Origin of the sequence: Micromonospora sp. NBC_01392 (assembly GCF_045040125.1) — a bacterium.
GTDB lineage: Bacteria > Actinomycetota > Actinomycetes > Mycobacteriales > Micromonosporaceae > Micromonospora.
This window is the reverse complement of the sequence record NZ_CP109549.1, coordinates 5,215,594-5,229,972: the sequence shown is the minus strand read 5'-3', so window position 1 is coordinate 5,229,972 and position 14,379 is coordinate 5,215,594. Positions and strand designations below refer to the sequence as shown.

The following is a 14,379-nucleotide window of genomic DNA, read 5'->3' as shown; positions in this document are numbered from 1 at the left end:
CAGTGACCCCGACCACCCCAAACCCGACAAAACCCGACACTCGCCCAGGGGCGCCTCACCGCAGCCCCGCCCGAGTGCCATGAAACCGCACATCCCGCACCCCAGGGCGCCCTCAACCCGGAGCCCGCCGAAGGGTGAACCCGGTGGAGATCTCGGTACCGAACCGCACCTCCGCAGCCCGATGCGTACCAAGATCTCCACCGCCCCCGTTGAGCAAAACGTTCACCCACCGCGCTGATCATGAAGTTGGCGGGTCGACACGCCGACAATCCGGCAGCCAACTTCATGATCAGCGTGGTGGGGCGGGCTCCTGCCGCCCAGGCGGACCGGTTGGGTGCGCCGAGGGTGTCGGCACTTCGGCTGGGTGGTCATGCGGTGAGCAGGGCGAGCAGTGCGTCGCGGGCGGCGCGTACCGCGGCGCGCGACTCCTCGGTGTGGTCCAGGGCGTCGAACCCGTGTCGTCCGTCCGGCACGTCGACCAGGTGCAGCGGCAGCCCGTGCCGGGTTGCGGCAGCCGTGAACGCCGCGATGGTGGACGTGACCTCGGGCCGCTCCCGACCGGCCCGGGTCAGCACGAGCGGTGGCCGGCCGGCGTCGACCGTCGTCAGGGCGTCGAGCGGGTGGAAGCGCGGGTCGACCGGTGGCCATTCGGGGAGCGGGGCCAGCAGCGGGTACGTCGCGGCGAGACCGCGCAGCCAGCGGGGCGGGTCGCGGAGCCAGTCGCCGAGCAGCAGCCCGGCGCCGGAGAAGAACCAGAGCGCCAGCCGCTGCGGGTCGACGCGGGGATCGGCGCGGAGCAGGTCGGCCGCGTCGGCGACGCGGGCGGCGACCGTGCGCAGGTCGTCGGGGCTGGTCACGGCGAGCCGGGGGAGCGCGACCACCACGCCCTGGTCGGCGAGGAGCGCGCCGTAGCCCCGGTAGAGCGGCCAGTCCCGGGCGTCGGGTGCGTCGGGCGGCCCGGGAACGCCGTGCACCACCACGACCGCGGGGTGCGGGCCGTCGCCGGTCGGCAGGTGCAGGTCGACCTCGCCGTGTCGTTCGACGGGGGCGGCCGGCGGGTCGAGCACAAACTGTGTCTCCCAGAAACTGTTTCCCATGACGGCGATGTTAGGGCAGCGCGTCGTCGCGCGCCGCCCCGGTTCTCGCCGGATCAGGAGGAGGACGCCTTGGCGTGCCGTTCCCGCAGCCGGTCCCGGATCTCCTCCGGTGTGTACGCCCGGCGCTGCCGCTCCGCCCGGGCCACCACCACGCCCGTCGCCGCGACGCCCGCCAGGCCGGCCAGGCCGAGCACCTTCCACCACCGCATCCGTTGCCGCATCGGCTTAGGGTAGTCCTCCATGAGCATCAGCCTGGACGAGGCCGTGGAGCTGACCCGCACCGGCGACCTGTGGGTGTTCCGTGGGCGCAGCGTGCCTGACCGCGCCATCCAGTTCACCACCAACAGCCCGGTGAACCACGTGGGCATGGCGGTGGTGCTGGACGACATGCCGCCGTTGATGTGGCACGCGGAGCTGGGCCGTTCGCTGCCGGACATGTGGACCGGCACCCGCCAGCGCGGCGTGCAGTTGCACGACCTGCGCGACGCGGTCTGCGTGTGGGCCAACCGGTACGGCCAGCGGGGCTGGCTGCGTCAGCTCGAACCGCCCGCCGACGGCGCCATGGAGGAGGCGGTGCTGCGTACCGTGGCGCGTCTGGACGGCACCCCGTTCCCGTCGACCGCGCAACTCGCCTGGCGCTGGGCCCGGGGTCGGGTGCCGATGCCGCGCCGGCGACCGTCCAGCCCGGACGCGGGCGGGACACCGGGCGCGGGCCGGGCAGCGGGCGGTGCCGGCGCACCGGGTGCGGACGGGACGTCGGTGCGTGACCGTGCGCTGGAGACCGCGTACTGCGCGGAGGTGGTGGCGGTGACCTACGAGGCGATGGGGTTGCTGCCGGCCGGCCGCCGGCCCAACTGGTACGACCCGGGACGGTTCTGGAGCGGCGACGACCTGGACCTGACCGGCGGCGCACAGCTCGGCAAGGAGATCGAGGTGCGCATCCCACCGCGCTGACCAGGTTTGCCGGGCTGGCGGGCCGGTAATGGAGAGCGTCGTGACGGCTTCCACCGACCTCGACACGCTCTCCGACTTCTTCGACAGGTACGGCGTGGCGCTGACCACCGCCGACGTGCCGGCCATCGCCGCCTGCTACGCCCTGCCCGGGCTGGTGGTCGCCGACACCTACAGCTTCTCGTTCACCTCGCCGGCGGCGGTGGCGCTGAGCTTCGTCGGCGCCGCGCCCGACTACCAGGAGCGGGAGCTGGTCGCCGCGAACGCGCAGATCGAAGACGTGCAGCAGGTCTCGGCGCTGCTCACCGAGGTGGCGGTGCGGTGGGAGTTCCTGGACAGCCAGGGTGGCGCGGTGCCCGGCGAGCACTACCGCTACCTGCTGCGGGCCACCGACGAGGGCCCGGCCATCTGCACCGTCATCCGCACCGCCTGAGCCCTGCCTCCACGGTGGTGAGCGGGGGCCCCTTCTCTACCGGAGGCGTTAAGAAGGGGCCCCGCCTTACTCGTTCAGCGGTGGCTGGCGGCCCAGCGGTCGGGCTCGGGGGCCGAGTGCAGGCCGGGCTCGTGCAGGCCCTCCTCGTCGAGCTGGCCGATCCGCCGGTAGGTGTCCGGCCGGCTGGTGCGCAGCACGCCGCCCCAGATCAGGCCGAGCACGCCGGCCACCACCGGGATCGCCGGCAGCAGCCACTTGAGGTAGCCGGCGGTGTCCGGCGCGAGCAGCGCGTCGAAGTTGAACAGCAGCACCAGCAGCACGGCGGTGAGCAGGACGGTGCCGAGCGCCGGGGCGATCGCCCGCTGCCAGGCCGACTCCGGGCCGCCACGGCCCCGGAAGAAGCCGACGACGGAGGCCGAGGTGAGCGTCATCAGCAGCACCACGCCGACCGCGGCCGAGCCGGACAGCCAGGTGAACAGGTCGATGACCGGGTCCCGCCCGGACATCGCGAATCCCACGAAGACCACCACGGCCAGGATGCTCTGCACCACCGAACCGGCGACCGGGGCGCCGCTGCGGCTGGAGGTCGCGCCGAGGAAGCGGGGCAGGACGTTCTCCCGGCCGAGCGCGAACAGGTAGCGGGCCACGCCGTTGTGGAACGACAGCAGGGCGGCCAGCACGCTGGTGATGAACAGGACGTTGGCGATGTCCGCGACCACGGCGCCGGAGTACTGGTCGAGCGCCCCGAAGATCACGCCGGGGCCGGCCTCGGCGCTGGCCTGCGGTGCGTTCTCCGGCCCGGTCAGCACCGTCAGCGCCCAGGCGGAGAAGGCGTAGAACAGGCCGGTGAACGCGACCGCGATGTAGGTGGCCCGGGCCACGGTGCGCCGCGGGTCCCTGACCTCCTCGCTGTAGATGGCGCCGCTCTCGAAGCCGGTGAAGGAGGCGATGGTGAACGCCAGCACGGCGCCGAACCCGGCCCCGAACAGGTGGCCGGGGCTGATGCCGGCGGTGGTGACGGCGCCGCCGGCCGGGTGGGCGAACGCCACCAGGTCGAAGATCAGCACGGCCACGCACTCCAGGACCAGCAGCACCGCGAGGACGCTGGCGTTCAGGTCGATGCGCAGCACGCCCAGCACGCCGATGAAGACCCAGGCCAGCAGCGCCCAGACCCACCATTTGAGGTCCAGCCCGGCCTTGGCCGACATGAAGTCCGACATGATGGCGCCGAACAGCCCGTAGAGACCGATCTGGATGGCGTTGTACGCGGCCAGCGCGACCGCCGAGCCGGCCACCCCGCCGGCCCGGCCGAGGCCGTTGGCGATGTACGCGTAGAACGCGCCCGCGTTGGCGACGTACCGGCTCATCGCGGCGTAGCCGGTGGCGAAGATGGCGAGCACGGCCGCGAGCAGGACGTAACCCAGCGCGGCGCCGATGTTGCCGCTGACCGCGTACATGGTGGTGACGCCACCACCGAGAACGGTCAGCGGGGCGGAGGCGGCGACGGTGAAGAAGACGAGATGGGCGGTGCCGAGACGGCCACGGCGTAGCCCACCGTCGGAGAAGAACGGATCGGAGGACAAGGCTTCTCCAGGGGAGGGGAAGGGGTTGAGGATGTCTACTTCGGAACAGCCTCAGGCAGGGTATTGGTGATCACGGATCGTCACAACCCCGCTTCGATATCGATTAGGGCGCGTGTGTACGACCGGAATTGAGCTGTGCGTGGTCATGCCGTACCGTCCCGTGTCGACGATCACGGCCACCGTTCGAGGATGGACCATGACCTACCCCGGGGCACAAGCCACGTACCGGCTAGCCGATGCGCTGTTCCTCATCGGACATGACGAGTTCACCGGTAAGCCGCATGTCGCCGTCGACCGGCTGGAGTGCGGGTTGGCCGGCGCCGCGCTCGCCGAGCTGATGTTCGAGGGACGGATCGCGCTCGACGGTGGCGGCATCGCCGCGGTCGACCCGCGGCTCTGGCAGGAGCCGTTGACCGACCTGCTGATCACCGAGATCCTGCGTCGTGAGGGCGCGCATCCGGCCCGGTTGTGGATCCGCTACCTGCGGACCCAGCTCAACATCAACGAGCGGGTCGGGACGCGGCTGGTCACCGCCGGCGTGCTGCGTCGGGAGCAGGGCAAGCTGATCGGCCGTCAGGTGCGCTGGCCGGCCACCGACCCGAACCAGGCGGCCTCGCCACGGGTACGCCTGACCGCCATGCTGATGCACTCGTCCCCGGCCGAGCTGGACCCGGGCACGCTGCTGCTGGCGAGCCTCGCCGAGGCCGTCGGGCTCGCCGCGCACATCTTCGACCCGCAGGTCGGCGGCCGGATGCGGGACTGCCGTCGGTTCCTGCCGGCGCAGCTCGACGGGCTGCTGGCCGCCGTGGTGGGCGCGTTGGACGCCAGCACCACGACGGTCCGTCGGTGACCTGCCGCCGATGACGTCCCGCCCCGGCGGACCGGGACGGGACGGGCCAGGTCAGGCCGGCTCGCGCCACATCGGGTAGAGGCTGGGCCCGTCCGGCAGGTCCAGGGTGGTTGGCCGGCGTTGGAAGCCGAGCCGCTCGTAGAGCGCCGCGTTCCGCGCCGAGCTGGCCTCCAGGTACGCGGCGGTGCCGGCCCGGTCCAACTCGGCCAGCTTGTCGCGCAGCAGCGCCGAGCCCACGCCCTTGCCGTGGTGTGCCGGGTGCACCGCGATGAACGGCAGGTACCAGTGCGGCTCGGCCGGGTGGTTGGCACTCATCTGCTCGTCGAGCATGCCGAACCGCTTCATCGCGTCCGGCCCGATGGTGGCCTCCAGCTCGGCGAACTCGTCGCCCTCGTCGGCGCCGTGGTCGTCGCCGACCGGCAGCCAGAGCGTGGCGCCCAGCCCGTCGCCGGCCACGTGGACCTCGCCGGTCCGCAGCGCCAACGCGACGAACGGCCCGAAGAAGGCGGGGTGCACCCGCGCCCGGTGGTCGTCCGCCGGGAAGATCCAACCGCTCACCGGGTCCCGCATGAACGCCTCGGCGAGGATCCCGGTCACGACGGCGGCGTCAGTTGTGGACGCCCGCCGGATGTTGCCCTGCCACTCTGTCACTGGCCACCCGTCCTGCCGCTGCACGAGCCATTGTGGTCATCGATCGGCGTGCAACGTATCAGGTCGCCGAGCCGCGGGTCAGACCCGAACGGACCGCTCGCCGCACCCGGGTGTCGGTGGCTAGGCTGGCCCGGCCCGGCGAACAGGAGGAACATGTCCCGCACGCGTCGCGCCACCCCGTCGACCGGGTCCGCCATCACCTCGTCGCCCTGGGTGGTCGTCGCGATCGGTGTGATCGTGATGGTGGTGCTGCTGGTGGTGGCGCTCGGCTCGGTGCGGGGCCGGCGGACGTTCCCGGCGTCGCCCACCGATCCGGCGATGTCGCTGCCGGAGCTGCCGACCGCCACGGCGACCTCGCCCAGCGTGACGGGCGGTCCGCCGAGCACGGCCGGCCGCCCGGTGGTCCCGGGGCTGTCGCCCCGGTCGACGGTGCTGCCGGCCAGGCCGACGCCGGCCGTGTCGACCGGCGGTCCGCGGGGTGAGGTGCGTCCGGCGCCGCCGGCGCCGCCCCCGGCCCCGCCGGCGCCGCCGTCCGCGGTGACCGGCCGGTACGCGGTGGTGAGCAGCTTCGACGGCGGCTTCATCGGCGAGGTGCGGCTGGTCAACACCGGGGGTACGGCGCACGGCTGGACGGTGCGGCTGACGTTCCCGCAGGGTCGGCTGGTCACGGCCTGGGTGGAGGGCGCCGAACAGGGCACGTTCGGCTTCGACGGCGGCGTCGTCACGTACCGCAGCGGCGTCGACCTGGCGGCGGGCGCGTCGGTGCCGGTGCGTTTCCACCTCGAACGGACCGGCACCACCCGTCCGGAGAGTTGCACGGTCGACGGTGTGACCTGCGCCGGGCTCTGATCCAGCCGTCCGGACGACGGCGCGTGGTCCGGACGGTTTTGCAAGACGGCTGTCGTGTTTCGACTTTGTTTGCAAGCTATTGCAGAATGTTTCGGCAAGAGCTAGCGTGCGGGCGAATCAGCGACCAGAGAAAGGCCGTCGATGAAACCGACGCCGATATCCCCCAAGGCGTTGCTCGCCCTGGTCTCCTCCCTCGTACTCACCCTCGTCGGCGTGCCGGTGGCCCTCCACCAGCTCGGCGCCGACGGCACCGACCGCGCCGTCACCCCCGACGTGCTGGCCGCCGGCAACGCCCCCCAGTGGAACCGGGAGCCGTCCGCCGAGGCGCTGCTGAAGGCGGGCGCCACCGACGCCAAGGCGGAGCAGTTCTACTTCGTGCTGCCGGACCGCTTCGCCAACGGCGACAAGCGCAACGACACCGGCGGCCTGCGCGGCGACCGGCTCGCCACCGGCCTCGACCCGGCGGACAAGGGCTTCTACCACGGCGGTGACCTCAAGGGCGTCATCGACAAGATGGACTACATCCAGGGGATGGGCACCACCGCCATCTGGCTCGCCCCGATCTTCAAGAACCGGCCCGTGCAGGGCACCGGCGCCGACGTCTCGGCCGGCTACCACGGCTACTGGATCACCGACTTCACCCAGGTCGACCCGCACTTCGGCACCAACGCCGAGCTGAAGAAGCTGGTCGACCTCGCGCACCGGCGCGGCATCAAGGTCTACCTCGACATCATCGTCAACCACACCGCCGACGTCATCCGCTACGCCGAGGACAAGTACGGCTACGTCGACAAGAAGACCGCCCCGTACCGCGACGCGCAGGGCCGGGCGTTCGAGGACCGCAACCACGCCGACGGCACGCGGAAGTTCCCGCAGGTCAACCGGGAGTCGTTCCCGTACACCCCGACGTTCGCCAGCCCGGCCGACGCGAAGGTCAAGGTCCCGGCGTGGCTCAACGACCCGACCATGTACCACAACCGCGGTGACTCCACGTTCGCCGGGGAGAACAGCGAGTACGGCGACTTCTTCGGCCTCGACGACCTGTGGACCGAGCGTCCCGAGGTGGTCCGCGGCATGACCGACATCTACGGGCAGTGGATCGGCAAGGCCGGCGTCGACGGCTTCCGCCTGGACACCGTCAAGCACGCCAACCTCGACTTCTGGCCGCAGTTCACCCGCGGCATCGACGCCTACGCGGCGAAGGCCGGCAAGAAGGACTTCTTCATGTTCGGCGAGGTCTACAGCGCCGACCAGGAGATCGAGTCGACGTACGTGCGGCAGGGCGGCCTGCCGGCCACGCTCGACTTCTCGTTCCAGGAGGCGGCGCGCGGCTACACCGCCGCCGACGGCTCGGCCAAGGCCCTCGCCGACGTGTACGCCAAGGACGACCTCTACTCGGCGCGTGACACCGACGCCAACCGGCTGCCCACGTTCCTCGGCAACCACGACATGGGCCGGATCGGCTCGTTCATCGCCGCGGCCGGCGGGGACGACGCCACCCAGCTCCGCCGCGACCAGCTCGCGCACCAACTGATGTTCCTCACCCGCGGCCAGCCGGTGGTGTACTCCGGCGACGAGCAGGGCTTCACCGGCCCCGGCGGGGACAAGGACGCCCGCCAGGACATGTTCGCCTCGAAGACCGCGGACTACCTCGACGACGACCTGATCGGCACCACCCGCACCCACGCCGCCGACCAGTACGACACCCGGCACCCGCTCTACCGCACCATCGCCGAGCTGGGCGGACTGCGGGCGGCGCACCCGGCGCTGCGCGACGGCGTCCAGGTCACCCGGTACGCGGCCGACGGCCCCGGCGTGTTCGCGTTCTCCCGTGTCCTGCCCTCGCAGCGGGTGGAACACGTCGCGGCGGTGAACAACGCCTCGACCCCGCAGACTGTCACGGTGGACACCTGGTCGGCCGGCGCCCGCTTCACCGGCATCTACGGCGACGCCGCGACCGCCACGGCCGGCGCCGACGGCAAGCTGAGCCTGACCGTGCCGGCCATGTCGGCAGTGGTGCTCAAGGCCGACCGGGCCATCCCGCAGGCCGGCGCGGCCCCGACGATCACGCTGACCGAGCCGGGTGACGCCCCGGTGGCCGGCAAGACCGCGATCACCGCCCAGATCGGCGGCGACCCGCTCGCCACCGTCACGTTCGCCGCGAAGGTCCCCGGCGGGAAGTGGACGCTGCTGGGCACCGCCGACCGCGCGCCGTACACGGTCCACCACGACCTGACCGGCCTGCCCGGCGGCGCGGCCGTCGAGTACAAGGCGGTGGTCCGCGACGGCAAGGGCCGGACCGCCACCGCCCGCACCACCGGCACGGTCGGCACCCCGGCCCAGGGCGCGTCCCGGGACTGGGCGATCGTGCACTACCAGCGCCCGGCCGGCGGCTACGCCGACTGGGGGCTCTACGCCTGGGGCGACATCGACCCGGCGTACGCCACCGAGTGGCCCAAGGGGCAGCCGTTCGCCGGTGAGGACGCGTACGGCCGGTTCGCCTGGGTGAAGCTCAAGCCCGGCGCGAAGTCGGTCGGCTTCCTGGTGGTCGACAAAGACGGCAACAAGGACGTGGCGAACGACCGCACCATCGACGTGACGCAGACCGGCGAGGTCTGGGTCAAGCAGGGCGACCCGACGCTCTACCCGACCCGCGAGGCGGCCACCGGCGAGCCCGCCCCGCCGGTCGACCAGAACACCGCGGTCATCCACTGGCGCAAGGCCGACGGCAACTACGACGGCTGGGGCCTGCACCTCTGGGACGGCGCGGCCAACCCGACCGACTGGGCCGCCCCGCTGAAGCCGGAGAGGATCGACGCGTACGGCGCGGTGTTCCGGGTGCCCCTGGCGGCCGGCGCGACCGGGCTGAGCTACATCATCCACAACGGCGACGAGAAGGATCAGCCGGACGACCAGCGGCTCGACCTGACCGGCGTCGGGCACGAGGTCTGGCTGCTGGCCGGCGTCAAGGGCCGGCTGCTGCCGGCGACCAGCTCCGGCACGGCAAAGGACGTCGACATCGCCAAGCAGAAGGCGCAGTGGATCGACAGGTCCACCGTCGCCTGGGCCACCGGCCCGACCGACGGCAAGAAGTACGCGCTCGTCGCCGCCGGAGCCGGCGGGATCGGCGTCGCCGACGGCGAGCTGACCGGCACGTACACCACGCTGCCGCTGCGGGCGCAGCGCAACGGGCTGACCGAGGCGCAACGGCAGGCGTACCCCCAGCTCTGGGCCTATCACGCGTTCACGCTCGACCGCGCCGACCTGGCCAAGGTGCCGGCGGCGCTGCGCGGGCAGCTCGTGGTCACCGAGCGGGACGCCGAGGGCGCGCTGCTCAGCGCCACCGGCGTGCAGATCCCCGGTGTGCTGGACGACGTCTACGCGGCGGCCACCGGGGTGAAGCTCGGCCCGACGTTCGCCGGCCGGGTGCCCACGCTCGCGGTGTGGGCGCCGACCGCGCGGAAGGTGTCGCTGCAACTGTTCGACTCGCCCACCGCGCCGCCGAGCACGGTGGCGATGAGCCGCAACGACCGCACCGGCGTCTGGTCGGTGCGCGGCACCACGGCGTGGACCGGCCGCTACTACCGCTACCAGGTCGAGGCGTGGCAGCCGGCGGCGCAGAAGGTGGTCACCGCGTCGGTGACCGACCCGTACTCGGTGGCGCTCGCGCCGGACTCCACGCACAGCCAGATCGTCGACCTGACCGACCCGGCGCTGGCGCCGGCCGGCTGGGCGAAGCTGCGTAAGCCGGCGGCCGTGCCCGCGTCGAAGGCGCAGATCTCCGAGCTGTCGGTACGCGACTTCTCCATCGCCGACGGCACCGTGCCGGCCGAGAAGCGGGGCACCTACCTCGCGTTCACCGACCCGAACACGGCCGGGATGAAGCACCTGCGGGCGCTCGGCGACGCCGGGGTCAACTACCTGCACCTGCTGCCGGCGTTCGACTTCGCCACCATTCCGGAGAAGCGGGCCGACCAGGCCCAGCCGGCCTGCGACCTGGCGAAGTTGCCGCCGGACTCGGACCAGCAGCAGAAGTGCGTCGCGGCGGTGGCCGACAAGGACGGCTACAACTGGGGGTACGACCCGCTGCACTACACGGTGCCGGAGGGCGGCTACGCGGTCGACCCGAACGGCGCGAAGCGCACCACCGAGTTTCGGCAGATGGTCGCCGGGGTGAACCAGGCCGGCCTGCGGGTCGTCATGGACGTGGTCTACAACCACACCTCGGCCGCCGGCACCGACGGAAAGTCGGTGCTCGACCAGGTGGTGCCCGGCTACTACCACCGGCTGCTGGACGACGGCACGGTCGCCAACTCGACCTGCTGCGCCAACACCGCCCCGGAGCACGCCATGATGGGCAAGCTCGTGGTGGACTCGCTGGTCACCTGGGCCAAGGCGTACAAGGTGGACGGCTTCCGGTTCGACCTGATGGGCCACCACCCGAAGGCGAACATCCTGGCCGTGCGGGCCGCGCTGGACAAGCTCACGCCCGCCCGCGACGGCGTCGACGGCAAGAAGATCATGCTGTACGGCGAGGGCTGGAACTTCGGCGAGGTCGCCAACGACGCCCGGTTCACGCAGGCCACCCAGGCCAACATGGCCGGCACCGGGATCGGCACGTTCAACGACCGGCTCCGCGACGCGGTGCGTGGCGGCGGCCCGTTCGACGCCAACCCGCGGGTGCAGGGCTTCGCCTCCGGCCTGTACACCGACCCGAACGGCGACGAGGTCAACGGCTCGGCCGCCGAGCAGAAGGCCCGGCTGCTGCACGCCCACGACCTGATCAAGGTGGGCCTGACCGGTAACCTGCGCGACTACCGGTTCACCGACTCCGCCGGGAAGACGGTCACCGGGGCGCAGGTCGACTACAACGGCTCCCCGGCCGGCTACACCGCCGCGCCGGGCGAGGCGGTCACCTACGTCGACGCGCACGACAACGAGATCCTGTACGACGCGTTGGCGTACAAGCTGCCGCAGGGGACCCCGGCGCAGGACCGGGCCCGGATGCAGGTGCTCGCGTTGGCCACCACCGCGTTCGGGCAGGGCACCGGGTTCGTCACGGCCGGCTCGGAGCGGCTGCGCTCGAAGTCGCTGGACCGCAACTCGTTCAACTCCGGGGACTGGTTCAACCAGATCCGCTGGGACTGCGCCCAGGGCAACGGCTTCGGCGCCGGCCTCCCGCCGGAGCAGGACAACAAGGACAAGTGGCCGTACGCCAAGCCGCTGCTGGCCGATCCGAAGCTGGTGCCGGACTGCGCGGCGGTCGACCTGGCCGACGCCCGGTACGCCGAGCTGCTGCGGATCCGCCGGTCCTCGCCGGTGTTCGGCCTGCCCACCGCCGAGCAGGTGCAGAAGCGGGTCGCGTTCCCGCTGTCCGGGGCGAAGGAGACCCCGGGCGTGCTGACCATGACGCTCGACGCCCGTGGGTTGGGCGGCACGTGGAAGTCGGTGACGGTGGTCTTCAACGCCACCCCGGAGACGGCGAAGCAGACCGTGACCGGCCTGCGCGGGGCGAACGTGGCGCTGCACCCGGTGCTGCGGAACTCCGCCGACCCGGCGCTGCGGACCGCCTCGTTCGACCGGGCCGGTGGCACGTTCACCGTGCCGGCGCGCAGCGTGGCGGTCTTCGTCCAGAGCTGATCGCGGCAGCGGACCGGCCCCCCAGCCACGTGTGGCTGGGGGGCCGGTCCGTACCCCGGGTCCGTCAGGTCAGTTGAAGCAGTCCTTGACGGTGTTGGCGCAGTTGGTGGGGTCGTTGTCGCTGATGAGGGACTCGTCGTCGAGCTTGACGCGGCCCTCGTTGTTGAGGATGCCGCCGGCGACGCGGTGGAGCTTGGCGGTGTCGGTGGCGGTGTTCTTGGTGACGTGGGTCTTGGTCAGGGTGATGGTGGCCTTGTTGTTGAAGATGCCGCCGCCGTTGAGGGCGGTGTTGCCCTTGATGACGGTGTTGCGCAGGGTGAGGGCGGCGTTGTCGTCCTCGTCGTGGTCGCGGGTGAGGAAGCCGTCCTCGATCTTGACGAGCCACTCGCCGTTGTAGATGCCGCCGCCGAAGCGGTTGGCGGTGTTGTCGACGATGACGCTGTCCGCGATCGTGGCGCTGCCCTCGTCCTTGGTGTTGGGGTAGCCCCAGTGCTTGCCGCCGGTGACCACGACGCCGCCGCCGTCGCCGTCGGCGTGGTTGTTGGCGACGACGACCTTGTCGAGGTCGAGGTCGGTGTTCTCGGCGTAGATGCCGCCGCCGTTCTCGCAGGCGGTGTTGCCGGTGATGTGGGTGAAGGAGACGGTGACGTAGCCGCCGCTGCTGAACAGGCCGCCACCGTTCTTCCCGGCGCGGTTGTCCGACAACGAGGAGTTCTCACCCTCCTTGCCGCCGTTCTTGCCGTGGTCGGAACCGATGATCTCGACCGTGCCGGCCTCGTCGTGCTTGCCCGACGGGACGTAGCTCTTCAGCTCCGCGGCGTCGGCGCCGTGCTTGCCGGCGAGCCCGCTGCCGTTGGCGATGCCGCCGCCGTTGCCGCCGGCGGTGTTGTCGTCGACCTTGGTCTCCTCGACCTTGAGGATGCCGCGGTTGAAGACGCCGCCGCCGTCGCCCTGGGCGTGGTTGTCGACGACCTTGCTGTCCTCCAGCCACACCCGGCCGTAGTTGGCCACCGCGCCGCCGTCGTGCTCGGCGTTGTTGTCGGTGAGCTTGACGTTGGACAGGTGGGCGCTGCCGCCGCGCTCGACCAGGAGCGCGCCGCCGTCACCCTCGTTCCGCTTCTCCTTCTCGTCGGCCGGACCCGAGACCGTGGTCGCGGTCGCCGCCGTGGTGGCGGCCTGGGCCGCAACCGGTGCGGCCTGGGCCGCACCGGTGGTGGCGGCCTGGGCCGGCGCGGTGACGGACGCGGTCGTGGCCTGCGCCGGTGCCACCGGCGCCGCGACCGGAGCGGACTGCGCCGGCGCGGTGGCGGACTGGGCCGCGGTGGCGGCCGACGCGCCCGCGACCGCCGGCTGCGCCGGGGCGACGGGAGCCGGCAGGGTCGCCGTGCCGTTCGCCGCCGAGGGCGCCACCGACGCCGGGCCGCCCGGGTACTTGAACCCGGACGCGTTCCCGCCCTTGACGGTCAGGTCCTTGAGCGTGAGGTGGCCGCCGTCGGCGACGCGGAAGATGCGGAAGGTGTCCTCGGCGTCGCGCTTGATGGTGGAGCCGTTGCCCTTGATGGTGACGTCCTGGGTGATCTCGGGCAGGCCGCCGCCGACCTTGCGGTCCTTGACGCCGAGTTCGTAGGTGCAGTTCTCGGCGAGTTTGAGGGTGCCGCCGTGGTCGCGGTTGGTCAGTTCGAGCGCGTCGACCAGGGCGTCGTCGTCGCAGGGAACCTCGCGGGCCTTGCCGTGGTCACCCTCGCCGCCCCACTCGCCGCGGTCCTGGCCCCACTCACCCCGGTCCCGGCCTTCCTGGCCGTGCTCGCCCTTGCCGTCCTTGCCGTCCTTGCCGTGCTCGTCCTTGCCGTACTCGTCCCCGGTGGCCTCGTCGCCGTGGTCACCGTCGCTGAGCTGCTGCGCGGTCGACCACTTCACGTCGGCGAGCCGGTGCGGACCGGTCACCCCGGTGGTCGCGTAGGCAACGCCGGCGAGGCTGACCGCTCCGGTCAGGCCCACGACGCCGGTGGCGAGCCACAGCCGGCGGCGCCGGAGCGGGGAACTGGTCTCGCGGGTGGTGGCGTCATTGTTATTGCGAAGGTAGTTGGACATCGGAGCTCTCTGCCCTCTCCTTGTACCTGACAAGGTCGCTTCGCCACGGCGAGGCGGCCTGCGCTACAAATCGGTTGTAGCTGCTGAAGACGAACTTATGAGAGCTTTGTTCGCCTCGCGGCCAGATGCGAAAAAAACCCGCATAAGGGTGCGGGTGGGGCGGGCTGACGCAGCGAGGGCGGGATCACCCGATGGTGCCCACAAGGTCGTTCGACTCCGTTTCGCCCGACGTGG

10 protein-coding genes are annotated in these 14,379 nt (G+C 71.8%); 5 read left to right on the top strand and 5 right to left on the bottom strand.

Annotation, left to right across the window (positions count from 1 at the left end; all coding sequences use genetic code 11):
* Positions 1–368: 368 nt before the first annotated feature.
* Both OG767_RS22320 and OG767_RS22315 read right to left on the bottom strand, forming a co-directional pair.
* On the bottom strand, positions 369–1,097 hold the full coding sequence (locus OG767_RS22320) for a hypothetical protein (RefSeq protein WP_405090352.1): 729 nt from the start codon (positions 1,095–1,097) through the stop codon (positions 369–371).
* A gap of 53 nt (positions 1,098–1,150) precedes the next feature.
* Entirely contained in the window at positions 1,151–1,339 is a 189-nt protein-coding gene (locus OG767_RS22315) for a hypothetical protein (RefSeq protein ID WP_146180017.1), read from the bottom strand.
* On the opposite strand from OG767_RS22315, the gene OG767_RS22310 reads away from it, so the two are divergent.
* Together OG767_RS22310 and OG767_RS22305 are read left to right on the top strand one after the other, a co-directional pair.
* Positions 1,338–2,051, top strand: coding sequence for a hypothetical protein (locus OG767_RS22310; RefSeq protein ID WP_405090350.1), 714 nt, complete (start codon positions 1,338–1,340; stop codon positions 2,049–2,051). The two genes, OG767_RS22315 and OG767_RS22310, sit on opposite strands and share 2 nt — an antisense overlap.
* A 40-nt stretch (positions 2,052–2,091) precedes the next feature.
* Positions 2,092–2,481 carry a hypothetical protein gene (locus OG767_RS22305; protein WP_343446120.1) on the top strand — a complete coding sequence of 130 codons (390 nt, stop codon included), beginning with the start codon at positions 2,092–2,094 and terminating at the stop codon, positions 2,479–2,481.
* A gap of 74 nt (positions 2,482–2,555) precedes the next feature.
* On the opposite strand, the gene OG767_RS22300 is transcribed toward OG767_RS22305, so the two are convergent.
* Positions 2,556–4,064, bottom strand: coding sequence for an APC family permease (locus OG767_RS22300; protein WP_405090349.1), 1,509 nt, complete (start codon positions 4,062–4,064; stop codon positions 2,556–2,558).
* Positions 4,065–4,260: 196 nt separating this feature from the next.
* On the opposite strand from OG767_RS22300, the gene OG767_RS22295 reads away from it, so the two are divergent.
* A complete protein-coding gene (locus OG767_RS22295) occupies positions 4,261–4,914 on the top strand; it encodes a GPP34 family phosphoprotein (RefSeq protein WP_281938684.1) in 654 nt (217 codons plus the stop codon).
* A 51-nt stretch (positions 4,915–4,965) separates the two neighbouring features.
* Here OG767_RS22295 and OG767_RS22290 read toward each other — a convergent pair whose 3' ends face one another.
* A complete protein-coding gene (locus tag OG767_RS22290; protein WP_405090348.1) occupies positions 4,966–5,565 on the bottom strand; it encodes a GNAT family N-acetyltransferase in 600 nt (199 codons plus the stop codon).
* Between the two features lie 153 nt (positions 5,566–5,718).
* Between OG767_RS22290 and OG767_RS22285 the strand changes: the two genes are divergently transcribed.
* Together OG767_RS22285 and pulA are read left to right on the top strand one after the other, a co-directional pair.
* Entirely contained in the window at positions 5,719–6,414 is a 696-nt protein-coding gene (locus OG767_RS22285; protein WP_405090347.1) for a cellulose binding domain-containing protein, read from the top strand.
* Between the two features lie 141 nt (positions 6,415–6,555).
* On the top strand, positions 6,556–12,054 hold the full coding sequence (gene pulA / locus OG767_RS22280; RefSeq protein WP_405090346.1) for a pullulanase-type alpha-1,6-glucosidase: 5,499 nt from the start codon (positions 6,556–6,558) through the stop codon (positions 12,052–12,054).
* 69 nt (positions 12,055–12,123) lie between these two features.
* Here the strand turns inward: pulA and OG767_RS22275 are convergent, their stop codons facing one another.
* The gene (locus OG767_RS22275) at positions 12,124–14,145 is read right to left on the bottom strand and encodes a hypothetical protein (RefSeq protein WP_405090345.1); all 2,022 of its coding nucleotides are present in this window, start codon (positions 14,143–14,145) and stop codon (positions 12,124–12,126) included.
* Between the last annotated feature and the right edge of the window lie 234 nt (positions 14,146–14,379).

Excerpts from the sequence above, each read along its gene's own strand:
- OG767_RS22320 (WP_405090352.1), bottom strand. The coding sequence starts at position 1,097 with ATGGGAAACAGTTTCTGGGAGACACAGTTTGTGCTCGACCCGCCGGCC.
- OG767_RS22310 (WP_405090350.1), top strand. The coding sequence starts at position 1,338 with ATGAGCATCAGCCTGGACGAGGCCGTGGAGCTGACCCGCACCGGCGAC.
- OG767_RS22315 (WP_146180017.1), bottom strand. The coding sequence starts at position 1,339 with ATGGAGGACTACCCTAAGCCGATGCGGCAACGGATGCGGTGGTGGAAG.
- OG767_RS22295 (WP_281938684.1), top strand. The coding sequence starts at position 4,261 with ATGACCTACCCCGGGGCACAAGCCACGTACCGGCTAGCCGATGCGCTG.
- OG767_RS22285 (WP_405090347.1), top strand. The coding sequence starts at position 5,719 with ATGTCCCGCACGCGTCGCGCCACCCCGTCGACCGGGTCCGCCATCACC.
- pulA (WP_405090346.1), top strand. The coding sequence starts at position 6,556 with ATGAAACCGACGCCGATATCCCCCAAGGCGTTGCTCGCCCTGGTCTCC.
- OG767_RS22275 (WP_405090345.1), bottom strand. The coding sequence starts at position 14,145 with ATGTCCAACTACCTTCGCAATAACAATGACGCCACCACCCGCGAGACC.